At 61.7% G+C, this 10,968-nt stretch carries 9 protein-coding genes and 1 pseudogene; 9 read left to right on the top strand and 1 reads right to left on the bottom strand.

Translation table 11 applies throughout. The features are described from left to right. Position 1: 1 nt before the first annotated feature. A pseudogene (locus BLU01_RS27570) lies at positions 2–94 on the bottom strand (slipin family protein); the annotation flags it as partial. A gap of 160 nt (positions 95–254) precedes the next feature. On the opposite strand from BLU01_RS27570, the gene BLU01_RS11985 reads away from it, so the two are divergent. The 9 genes from BLU01_RS11985 (at position 255) to pgaA (ending at position 10,960) form a co-directional block, all read left to right on the top strand. Further along, on the top strand, positions 255–500 hold the full coding sequence (locus tag BLU01_RS11985) for a DUF2789 domain-containing protein (RefSeq protein WP_092275278.1): 246 nt from the start codon (positions 255–257) through the stop codon (positions 498–500). Positions 501–689: 189 nt separating this feature from the next. Further along, positions 690–1,118: a MarR family winged helix-turn-helix transcriptional regulator gene (locus BLU01_RS11980; RefSeq protein ID WP_092275275.1), complete on the top strand. Its 429-nt coding sequence runs from the start codon at positions 690–692 to the stop codon at positions 1,116–1,118. Further along, a complete protein-coding gene (locus BLU01_RS11975) occupies positions 1,115–3,187 on the top strand; it encodes an FUSC family protein (protein ID WP_092275272.1) in 2,073 nt (690 codons plus the stop codon). The genes BLU01_RS11980 and BLU01_RS11975 overlap by 4 nt, the downstream gene beginning before the upstream one ends. Then, complete coding sequence (locus tag BLU01_RS11970; protein ID WP_008034684.1) at positions 3,184–3,393, top strand: DUF1656 domain-containing protein; 210 nt, start codon at positions 3,184–3,186, stop codon at positions 3,391–3,393. Before BLU01_RS11975 ends, BLU01_RS11970 begins: the two co-directional genes overlap by 4 nt. Next, entirely contained in the window at positions 3,390–4,277 is an 888-nt protein-coding gene (locus BLU01_RS11965; protein ID WP_092275268.1) for an efflux RND transporter periplasmic adaptor subunit, read from the top strand. Before BLU01_RS11970 ends, BLU01_RS11965 begins: the two co-directional genes overlap by 4 nt. Then, positions 4,274–5,722 carry an efflux transporter outer membrane subunit gene (locus BLU01_RS11960; protein WP_092275264.1) on the top strand — a complete coding sequence of 483 codons (1,449 nt, stop codon included), beginning with the start codon at positions 4,274–4,276 and terminating at the stop codon, positions 5,720–5,722. Before BLU01_RS11965 ends, BLU01_RS11960 begins: the two co-directional genes overlap by 4 nt. A gap of 82 nt (positions 5,723–5,804) precedes the next feature. Further along, positions 5,805–6,440, top strand: a complete 636-nt coding sequence (locus BLU01_RS11955; RefSeq protein ID WP_092275262.1) for an NADH:ubiquinone oxidoreductase subunit N — start codon at positions 5,805–5,807, stop codon at positions 6,438–6,440. 284 nt (positions 6,441–6,724) lie between these two features. After that, positions 6,725–8,230 carry a YdgA family protein gene (locus BLU01_RS11950; RefSeq protein ID WP_092275259.1) on the top strand — a complete coding sequence of 502 codons (1,506 nt, stop codon included), beginning with the start codon at positions 6,725–6,727 and terminating at the stop codon, positions 8,228–8,230. Positions 8,231–8,479: 249 nt separating this feature from the next. After that, positions 8,480–10,960, top strand: a complete 2,481-nt coding sequence (gene pgaA / locus BLU01_RS11945; RefSeq protein ID WP_092275256.1) for a poly-beta-1,6 N-acetyl-D-glucosamine export porin PgaA — start codon at positions 8,480–8,482, stop codon at positions 10,958–10,960. Positions 10,961–10,968: the final 8 nt, after the last annotated feature.

Below are 10,968 nucleotides of genomic sequence, written 5' to 3'. Positions count from 1 at the left end.
CTCAAGACTTCGAAGACAAATCCGCCATCCCTTTCAGCAGTTCAATCGGCAGCGGAAAAACAATCGTCGAAGTCTTGTCCCCGGCAATCGAGCACTTGCTGGATATCCACATTTAATCGAGCGCTGGGTGGGCGATTTTACGGCGTCAGCGATGGCGCCTTCGCGCACACGCCTCGCTCCCGCAGTGGACCGCGTATACCCTGTAGAAGCGAGGCTTGCCCGCGAATGATTTCCCAATCACCCAGGAGCGCCCCATGCAATCCCCAACCCACAGCCTGCCGTCCCTGTTCAAACAACTCGGCCTGGCCAGCGATCCGATCAGCATCGACCAATTCATCGCCACCCATTCACCGCTCAAACCTGAATTGCATCTGGCAGACGCGTTTTTCTGGAGCAAGAGCCAGGCACAGTTTTTACGCGATGAGATTCTCGAAGACGCGGATTGGGCGGAGGTGGTGGATCAGTTGAATGTGTTGTTGCGCAAGGGGCGGGATGCTTGAAACCTTCTGAAGGAAATCGCTTGGCTGACCAGAACGACCATCCGCTGTTCGAGCAATAGGTAAAACCGGTTCCCACTCGTCGAGCGAATATGTTTCAAAACTTGACCAAGTTTCCCCGGCAATGAGATATTGATAGTTAGCAAACTAACAGTGTGTCTTCCCGTGTCTCAAAACCTCGATGCTCTCCAGATGAATATCAGCAGTTCGATGGTGGTCGCCGCCAGGCATTGGCGCAAGATCTGCCAGACCACGCTGGTCAATTATGGAATTTCCGAAGCCTGTGCCGTGCCGTTGTTGATGATCGGGCGGTTGGGGGAGGGTGTGCGTCAGGTCACGGTGGCGCAGGCGGCGGGGATGGAAAGTCCTTCGCTGGTGCGGTTGCTCGATCAGTTGTGTCATTCCGGTTATGTGCGCCGCACTGAAGATGCGCAGGATCGCCGGGCCAAGTGCCTGAGCCTGACCGACACCGGTCGTGAATTGGTGCAAGCCGTTGAAGTCGAGCTGGTGCGGTTGCGTCATGAGGTGCTGGAAGGCATCGACCAGAGTGATCTCGAGGCTGCGCTGCGGGTGCTGCGGGCGTTCGAAGGCGCCAACCATCCGTCGGTGATTCAGTCTTGAACGGTTTTTTTACCGGCGTTCCCTCGGCGCGAGACTGGTTTTATGGCGTGCGCACGTTTGCCGCGTCGATGATCGCGTTGTACATCGCCATGCTCATGCAGATGCCGCGTCCTTATTGGGCGATGGCCACGGTGTATATCGTCTCCAGCCCGTTTGTCGGGCCGACCAGTTCCAAGGCGTTGTACCGCGCCATCGGCACCTTCATGGGCGCGGCGGCGGCGGTGTTTTTTGTGCCGATGTTTGTGCAGAGCCCGTACGTGCTGGTGGTGATTATTGCGCTGTGGACCGGGACGCTGCTGTTTCTGTCCCTGCACCTGCGCACCGCCAACAGTTACGCGCTGATGCTCGCCGGTTACACCTTGCCGCTGATCGCTTTGCCGGTGCTGGATAACCCGTTGGCGGTGTGGGACATCGCCGAGGCGCGGACCGAAGAAATCTTCCTCGGCATCGCCGTCGCCGCCGTGGTGGGCGCGATGTTCTGGCCGCGACGGCTGGCGCCGGTGTTCAACGATTCGGTGAACAAATGGTTCGCCGATGCCTCGACCTACAGCCAACGGTTCCTCAGCCGCAACGTGCAACCGGAGGAAGTCAGCGCCTTGCGCTCGGCGATGGTTGCCACGTTCAACAGCCTCGAACTGATGATCGGCCAGTTGCCGCACGAAGGCGCGCGGCCGCAAACCGTGCGCAACACCAAGGAACTGCGCGGGCGGATGATCCATTTATTGCCGGTGATCGATGCCCTCGACGACGCGCTGTATGCGTTGGAGCGGCGCACCCCGGAGCTGGTCGACAAGTTCGCGCCGCTGCTGGCCGCGACCTCCGAATGGCTAGAGCACAAGGACGCCGATCTCGCTCGCTGGCAGGCCTTGAAAAATCAGATCGAAGCGCTGCAGCCGAGCGCCGAAGCGTTGGATGATCGCAAGCAATTGCTGTTCTCCAATGCGCTGTATCGCCTCGGCGAATGGGTCGATTTGTGGCAAGACTGCCGCAGCCTGCAATTCGCCATTCAGTGTGAAAGCCAGGACAGTTGGCGCGCGGTGTATCGGCACTGGCGACTCGGTCGCCTGACACCGTTTCTGGATCGTGGGCTGATGTTCTACTCGGCGATGTCCACGGTCAGCGCGATCATTGTCGCCTCGGTTCTGTGGATTCTGCTCGGCTGGACCGACGGCGGCAGCGCGGTGATTCTGGCGGCGGTGGCGTGCAGTTTTTTCGCCTCGATGGACGACCCGGCGCCGCAGATTTTTCGCTTCTTTTTCTGGACCGCAATGTCGGTGTTGTTCGCCAGTCTTTACCTGTTTTTGGTGCTGCCGAACCTGCACGATTTTCCGATGCTGGTGCTGGCGTTTTCCGTGCCATTTATCTGCATCGGCACGCTCACGGTCAAACCGCAGTTTTACCTCGGCATGCTGCTGACGCTGGTCAACACCTCGTCGTTCATCAGCATTCAGGGCGCCTACGACGCGGACTTCCTCAGCTTTGCCAACTCCAACCTGGCCGGGCCGATCGGTTTGTTGTTCGCGTTTGTCTGGACGCTGATCGCGCGGCCATTCGGCGCGGAACTGGCGGCCAAGCGCCTGACGCGTTTCAGCTGGCGCGACATCGTCAGCCTGACCGAACCGGCGACGTTGTCCGAACATCGCAAGTTGGGCGTGCAGATGCTCGACCGCTTGATGCAGCACTTGCCGCGTCTGGGCCTGATCGGCCAGGACACCGGTGTCGCGCTGCGTGAAGTGCGGGTGGCGCTGAACCTGCTCGACCTGCTCGCTTACACGCCACGCGTGGTCGGCGCGCCGCAGGTGTTGCTGCACCAAGTGGTGGCCGAGGTTGGCGGGTACTTCAAGGCGTGCCTCAAGGCTGGCGAGCGTTTGCCGGCGCCGAGTCCGCTGCTGATGACCCTTGATCGCACCCGCCGCGCGTTGAATACCGAATGCGATGAAGGCGCGCGCCTGCATTTGCTGCACGCCTTGAGCGGGCTGCGTCTGGCGCTGCTGCCAGGGGTTGAATTCGTCGGCTCCAGCGCACTCGAAGAACCGCTTCCGCATGGCATCGATGGAGCGCCTTTATGATCGGTGATCTGGATATCAGCGGGGTGTTCCTGCCCACGCTGCTGGTGCTGATGGGCATTACGTATGTGATTTACCTGCTGGTGCACGGGTTGCTCACGCGCCTGCACTTTTACCGTCTGGTCTGGCACCGGGCATTGTTCAACGTGGCTCTCTACGCTTTGCTGCTCGGCGCCGTGGACTCACTCAGTCGATACCTGATGACATGAAAAAACCTTTTTTGACCCTTGGCCGCGTGGTGTTGACGCTGCTGATCGTGACCTTCGCCGTTGTCGTGGTCTGGCGCATGGTGATGTATTACATGTTCGCGCCGTGGACCCGTGACGGGCACATTCGCGCCGACATCGTGCAGATCGCCCCGGACGTTTCCGGGCTGATCCAGCAGGTGCAAGTGCGCGACAACCAACTGGTGCAACGCGGCCAAGTGCTGTTCAGCATCGACCAGGATCGTTTCAAACTGGCCCTGCGCCAAGCGAAAGCGGCAGTCGCCGACCGTCAGGAAACCCTGGCCCAGGCGCAACGCGAAGCCAAGCGTAACCGTGGCCTCGGCAATCTGGTGCCGGGCGAGCAACTGGAAGAAAGCCAGTCGCGCGTTGCCCGCGCCGAAGTTGCGCTGATGGAAGCGCAAGTGGCGGTGGACAGCGCTCAGCTCAACCTCGATCGCTCGACCATTCGCAGCCCGGTCGACGGCTACATCAACGACCGGGCGCCGCGCGCGCAGGAATTCGTCACCGCCGGGCGGCCAGTGTTGTCGGTGGTCGACAGCAATTCCTTCCACATCGATGGCTATTTCGAAGAGACCAAACTCGACGGTATTCACGTCGGCATGGGCGTCGATATTCGCGTGATCGGCGACCGCGCGCGCCTGCGCGGCCACGTCGAAAGCATCGTCGCCGGCATCGAGGACCGCGACCGCAGCAGCGGCAGCAACCTGTTGCCGAACGTCAACCCGGCGTTCAGTTGGGTGCGGCTGGCGCAGCGGATTCCGGTGCGCATCGCTTTCGACGAAGTGCCGGCGGACTTCCGCATGATCGCCGGGCGCACTGCGACCGTTTCGATCATTGACGACACCACCGAGGAGCCGGCGAAATGAGCAAAGCCTCGGCTTTGGCGGTGGCCGGTTTAGGCCTGTTGCTGTCGGCGTGCCAGGTGGTCGGCCCGGATTACCAGTTACCCGACGACGCTGCCGTTCATCGTGAAGACCTGCAAGGCAACCTCGCGGCCAACGACAACGACGTGGTGTCGGCGCCAGTGCCGGGCGATTGGTGGCGCTTGTATCAGGACCCGCGCCTGGATCAACTGGTCCAGCAAGCCATGGCATCCAACACCGATTTACGCGTCGCAGCGGCCAACCTGTCACGGGCGCGGGCGCAGGTTGACGAGGCGCAAGCGGCGGGCGGCTGGAGCGGCGGCGTCAAGCTCGGCGCGCAGCGATTGCAGGAATCCGGTGAGGCGTTTTTGCTGGCCGACAAAGTGCCGGTGGCCAACGTTGGTGACATTGGCATTACCACTTCTTATCAGTTCGATTTGTTCGGCACTTTGCAGCGCGGGATCGAAGCGGCTCAGGCCAATGCCGATGCCACGCAAGCGGCGGCGGACACGGCGCGCGTCACCTTGGTCGCCGACGTGGTTCGGGCCTACACGCAAGTCTGCGCGGCCAACGAAGAACGCGAAATCGCCCAGCATTCCCTCGACCTGCAAGCGCAAAGCACCACTCTGACCCAACGCCTGCGCGACGCCGGGCGTGGCGATGAAACCCAGGTCACGCGCTCGCAAACCCAATTCAAATCGTTGCGCGCCGACATGCCGCGTTATGAAGCGCTGCGTCAGGCGGGCCTGTTCCGTCTGTCGATGTTGCTGGCCAAACCGCTGAATCAACTGCCGGCCGGCACTGACAGCTGCGCCGAGCTGCCGAAGATTGCGCAATTGTTGCCGGTCGGTGACGGCGCAACCTTGCTCAAGCGCCGCCCGGATGTGCGACAAGCGGAACGTCGCTTGGCCGCCGCGACCGCCGGCATCGGCATCGCCACTGGCGAGTTGTACCCGGACATCAGCATCGGCGCGTCCGTCGGCACCGTTGGTCTGCTGGAAAACCTCGGCAAACCTGCGGCCAATCGCTGGGGTTTCGGCCCGTTGCTGAACTGGACCGTGCCGTCCAACGGCTCGCGCGCGCGAATCCGCCAAGCCGAAGCTTCAACCCAGGGCGCGCTGGCGCACTTTGACGGCGTGGTGCTCAACGCGATTCGTGAAACGCAAACCGGGCTCGCGCAGTACACCGCGCTGCTGCAACGCCGCGATGCGCTGGCCGACGCCGAGCAATCCGCGCAACTGGCGGCGGACCAGACACACCGCTTCTTCCAGGCTGGCCGCGCGTCATTCCTCGCCGACCTGCAAGCGACCCGCACCTACACCGACGTCACCGCGCAACTGGCCGCCGCCAACACCCAGGTTGCGATGAGCCAGATCGATTTGTTCCTCGCCCTCGGCGGCGGTTGGGAAAGCGGACGAACGCAAGCGTCACAACCCGGCAAACCCTGAGGCCGTTGCTATGCTTTGACTTGATGAGATCGCGCGACGATTTCATCAAGCAAGGCTCGCGTTGGTCATGGGGACTCTAATAATGAAAAACCCTTATGCTCCCGGCTTCTGGTGCGCTATTGCGGCGTTGGTGCTGCTGTCGGCCACCTATTTCTACGGCATCATGCTCGCCCATCAGATCGACAAGGCGCTGGTGTTCCTCGACAGCGCAGCGGCGCTGATTGCGGTGATGTCCATCGTCGTGGTTGCCTGGTCCTCGGTGCAGGGCGCACGCATCAAGAAACGACACCTCGAACAAGGCAAGACCCGCGTGCTGATCTGGGACACCAAGGTTGCGCTGCGCCGGGTCGAAACGGTGTTCGACCGCTATTTCTGGGGCAGTTACTGGCAGCCGGGGCGCACGTTCCAGGAAGTCATGGGCGAACTCACCGGCACGCCGCTGGAAAAAAGCCTCGAAGCCTTGAAAACCCAATGCCTGGCGCTCGACAAGCAAGTCACCGAAGAAGGCTGGCACTGGCTGAACAATGCCCGTGAGCTCTGCGATGTCGCCAACGCCATGGCCCGCGAGCGCTATCAACTGGACTTCTGCGACCCGCGCGCGGAAGTCATGGGCGGGGCGGTGATCAATCGCGATTTCGAAGTGCTGGTCTATACGTGGACGGCGCGGCTGAAGAGCTTTGATCATCAGCTGGATGAGATTGAAGTGCAGTATTCCTGATTCTGTGTTCGCAGGTCTGACGCCTTCGCGGGCAAGCCTCGCTCCTACAGGGGATCGCATTCTCCTTGTAGGAGCGAGGCTTGCCCGCGAAGGCGTTTTCATGAGCGCCGAAACTCTCAACCCCGGTACAGGGTCCATAGACACTCTTTCACCTTTAAACATTGGGCCTTCGCGCCGCGCAAATGCTAATCTCCACCGCACTTTCAGCACAGTCGCGACCACAACCCGACATGGGTTCAGGGAAGACGACCACATTTCAACAACGGACATTGATCGGGTAATTCATGAATAAATCAGCAGGCGTGCTTCTTGGAATTGTCGTCGCCATCGGTGCCATCAGCGCCGGCGGGGCGTGGTACACCGGCACTAAACTGGAAGGCGTTCTGACTTCCTCCGTGGCGGACGCCAACAAGGAGCTGCAAACCGCGCTGGTAGGCTCCAACGGCAACGCGTCGCTGGAACTGGTGTCCGTGGAACGTGGCGTATTCAGCAGCACCGCGCATTACCGCCTCAAGGGCGAAGGCGAAATGTTCGGCCCGGCGCCGGTCGAATTGCTCTTCGTCGATCGCGTCGAACACGGCCCGCTGCCGTTCTCGCGCCTGGTTTCGCTGAAATGGCTGCCGGTGATGGCGACCAACCACTTCGAACTGGAAAAAACCCCGACCACCGAAAAATGGTTTGCGGCCGCCAACGGCCAGTCGCCGGTCAAAGGCGTGGTCAATATCGGTTACGACAAGTCCACCAACGGCAATTTCGAATTGCTGCCGCTGGAAGTGGCCCTGGATGACAAGTCGAGCCTGAAGTTTTCCGGCCTGAACATGGACGTCGATGCCAGCGCCGAGGCCAAGAAGGTCAAGGCCAACGGCTACATGGACAGCCTGAAGCTGACCACCGTGTCGGAAGATCAGGCACCGGTGCTGGTCGAGCTGAACGGCCTGACCCTGGCGAGCAATCTGGCCAAGAGCACCTACGGTTATTACACCGGCGAAAACACCATCGAGCTGACCAGCAGCAAAACCACGTTCGGCGCCAAGCAATCGGTGGTCGGCGTGAACAAGTTCGAGATGAAAAACCAGACTGAAGAATCCGGCACCAGCGCTTCCGGGCGTGCCGATTACAAGGTTGGCGAAATCACGTTCAACGGCAAAACCGTCGGTTCCGCGCAAATGGCCATGAGCCTGAAGAACCTTGATATCCCGGCGACCATGTCGTTGATGGAAATCTACCAGGACAAATTGCAGCCATACGAAAAGGCTGCCGCTGAAGCCGCTGCCGCCGGTCTGCCGGCGCCAGAGCTGAACCTGACTCCGGCCGAAGAAGCCCAGGTCAAGGCTGGCCTGGAAAAACTTCTGGCCGGTGGCCCGCAGTTCGCGCTGGAAAATCTGTCGTTCAAAAGCGAAAACGGCGAGAGCCGCGCCAACCTGGTGGTCGACCTGACCAAACCAGCCTCGATGGACCTGCCGCCAGATCAACTGGTGCGCCAGTTGCTCGCGCTGCTGGACCTCAACGTGCAGGTGTCCAAGCCAATGCTGGTTGACCTGCTGAGCCTGCAGGCCCAAGCGGATGGCCAGACCGACGCCAAGCTGATCGTCGATCAGGCCACTGCCACCAGCGACATGTTCAGCAGCATGGCGGTGGGCACGCAACTGGCGACGATTGACGGCACCAACGTGGTGACCAAACTGCATTACGCGAACAATCAGGTAGATTTCAACGGCCAGAAAATGACCGTTGAGCAGTTCGTCAGCTTCGTCATGAGCAAACTCGGCGGCGCTGGGCAAATCCAGTAAACCCAAGGGTTTCAACGCAAACGCCCGGCCTGAAGTGCCGGGCGTTTTGCTGTCCGGGGTTTGAGAATCCGCTGATCACGAGGAGCCGAATGTCACGAATCTGAACAAATATTGTGTTCTGAATAGCTGACCGCTTTCGCATGCAAGACTGCGCCCCGATACGCTGGCTGGGTCCTCCCGACCCAGCTTTCCATCACGAATGGGCAAAGGGGCATTGCGACCCGGCTGGCCATGTAAGGATGCTGACGAATGCCGCGTTTTGCAGGTCCCTTTATTCATCGTGGCTTACGCCCGTTGTTGCGCGTTGCGCTGTGCAGCCAATTGCTCTGGCCTGCGCTGGCGTTCGCCGACACGCCTTACGATCAGTCGGTGCGCGATGCGCGCGCGGGCAATTACGCGCCCGCGCTGACGCTGCTGCGTCAGGTGCCGCCGAGCCAGGCGACCGCCGGCCAGGTCAGCGATCACTTGCAGATCGCCAGTTGGGCCGGGCTCGACGCCGAAGTGGTGCAGGTCTATGAAACCCAGGGGCGCAACCTTGCGCTGCCGGTTCAGGCGTTGACCGCGACCGCGCGCGCGTATCGCAACCTCAAGCGCTGGGACGCCGCGACCGACGTCTACAACAAGGCGTTGGCGCTGGAACCGCAGAACACCGACCTGCAACTTGGCTTGGCCCTGACCCAGGCTGATGCCGGCAAACCCGACGCCTCGGTCACTCGCGCCAAAGCCCTGGTGGCAGCGAAACCGGACGACGCCACCCGACGCATGGCGTTGGCGTATGCCTTGACCCGCGCCGGCAATAATTACGACGCGCTGTTCGAATACGATCAGGCGTTCATCCGCGCCGGCAGCAAACCTGAAGTCGCCCGTGAATACCTCACCGCGCTGCAACGTGCGCGCCTGCCGGAACCGGCGCTGCGTCTAGCCAAGCAACGGCCGGGGCTGATCGATCCGGTGCAGACGCGTCGCCTCGAAGGTGATCTGGCCGCCGAGCGCGTGCGTCTGGCCGAACTGGCGACGCGCAACGAAAAAGACCGTTACGTGATCGCTGATCGCGCGCTCGCCGATTACGACAAATTGCTCGCCACGTGGAGCCCGGACCCAAGCGCCCGCGAGGACGTCACGCGCTGGCGCATCGACCGCATGGGCGCGCTCAAGGCCCGCGCGCGCAGCGCTGAAGTCATCAGCGAATATCAAAAACTGCAGGCCGAAGGCGTGAAGATTCCGACTTACGCCTTGCGTTGGGTGGCTTCGTCCTACCTCGACCAGCGTCAGCCGGAAATCGCCACCGACCTCTATCGCCAAGTGCTGGTAGCGCCGGATGCCGACGTCGGCAATCGCCTCGAAGACAGCACCGCGCTGTATTACGCGTTGCTCGAAAGCGACAACGCTGACGAGGCACGCAGCGTCGCCGAGAACCTGGCGAAATCGCAGAAACCGCGCGTCGAACTCAAGGGTTTGCCGGCCGGTAACCCCAACGATGAATGGATGGACGCGCAGCAACTCGCCGCGCAAGCCGGGACCTACGGCGCCGACCTGCCGACCGGTGAGCAGCGCTTGCAGACCTTGGTCGATCAGGCGCCGGGCAATACCGGTTTGCGTCTGGCGCAGGCTGACTTATCGCTGGCGCGCGGGTTGCCGCGCCGCGCCGAACTGCAGCTCAAGGAAACCGAGAGCATGGTGCCGCGCGACGTTGGCCTCGAAGTGGCGCAGGCGCACACCGCAATGGAATTGCAGGAATGGCGGCAGATGGACGTGCTCACCGACGACGTTGCCGCGCGTTACCCGGACAACCGTCAGGTCCAGCGTTTGCAGCGTCAGCGTGAAGTGCATGACATGGCCGAACTGCGCGTGCAGAGCTACGGCGGCAAGAGTTATGGCGGCAGCGACAGCAACGCCGGCGCGGTCACCGGGAGCAAGGATTTCGGGATCGAAAGCGTGCTGTACAGCCCGCCGATCGACGAAGACTGGCGCGTGTTCGCCGGTGCCGGTTACGCCACTGGCGATTTCCAGGAAGGCACCGGGCGCGATCGCACGCAACGCCTCGGCGTCGAGCGACGCACCCGCGACATGACCCTCGAAGCGGAAGTGTCCAATCACAATTACGGCTACGGCAACAAACAGGGCGCGCGCCTGGCGATTGCCCGCGACATCAACGATCACTGGCAGTACGGCGGCAGCCTCGCGTACCTCTCGGCCGACACACCGTTGCGCGCGCTCAACAGCGACATCAGCGCCAACGGTGGCAGCGCGTTCCTGCGCTGGCGCGCCAATGAAAGCCGCGAATGGCGACTCGCCGTCAGCCCTTCGCATTTCAGCGATGGCAACAACCGCGTTGAAGCCTTGCTGACCGGACGCGAAGGCGTCTACACCACGCCGAAGATGCAAGTCGACGTCGGCCTCGAAGTCGGCACCAGCCACAACTCGGCGTCCGAAGACGTGCCGTACTTCAACCCGAAATCGGACTTCAGCGTGCTGCCGACGGTCAACGTCAACCACGTGCTGTATCGCCGTTACGAAACCTCCTGGAGCCAGCAGTTCCAGGCCGGTGCGGGCACTTACAGCCAACGCGATCACGGCACCGCCGGCGTCGGCCTGGTGGGCTACGGCCAGCGCTACAGCTGGAATGACGTATTCGAGGTGGGCGGTCTGGTGACGGTCATCAACCGGCCTTATGACGGCGATCGCGAAACCGATCTGCGCCTGCTCGTCGACTTCACTTTCCGCTTCTAGAAGAGTTT

Origin of the sequence: Pseudomonas prosekii (genome assembly GCF_900105155.1) — a bacterium.
Taxonomy (GTDB): domain Bacteria; phylum Pseudomonadota; class Gammaproteobacteria; order Pseudomonadales; family Pseudomonadaceae; genus Aquipseudomonas; species Aquipseudomonas prosekii.
The sequence above is the reverse complement of the archived record's forward strand: the minus strand, read 5'-3'. Positions and strand labels throughout refer to the sequence as shown.

Coding starts and splice junctions, on each gene's coding strand:
- BLU01_RS11985 (WP_092275278.1), top strand. CDS start 255: ATGCAATCCCCAACCCACAGCCTGCCGTCCCTGTTCAAACAACTCGGC.
- BLU01_RS11980 (WP_092275275.1), top strand. CDS start 690: ATGAATATCAGCAGTTCGATGGTGGTCGCCGCCAGGCATTGGCGCAAG.
- BLU01_RS11970 (WP_008034684.1), top strand. CDS start 3,184: ATGATCGGTGATCTGGATATCAGCGGGGTGTTCCTGCCCACGCTGCTG.
- BLU01_RS11965 (WP_092275268.1), top strand. CDS start 3,390: ATGAAAAAACCTTTTTTGACCCTTGGCCGCGTGGTGTTGACGCTGCTG.
- BLU01_RS11960 (WP_092275264.1), top strand. CDS start 4,274: ATGAGCAAAGCCTCGGCTTTGGCGGTGGCCGGTTTAGGCCTGTTGCTG.
- BLU01_RS11955 (WP_092275262.1), top strand. CDS start 5,805: ATGAAAAACCCTTATGCTCCCGGCTTCTGGTGCGCTATTGCGGCGTTG.
- BLU01_RS11950 (WP_092275259.1), top strand. CDS start 6,725: ATGAATAAATCAGCAGGCGTGCTTCTTGGAATTGTCGTCGCCATCGGT.
- pgaA (WP_092275256.1), top strand. CDS start 8,480: ATGCCGCGTTTTGCAGGTCCCTTTATTCATCGTGGCTTACGCCCGTTG.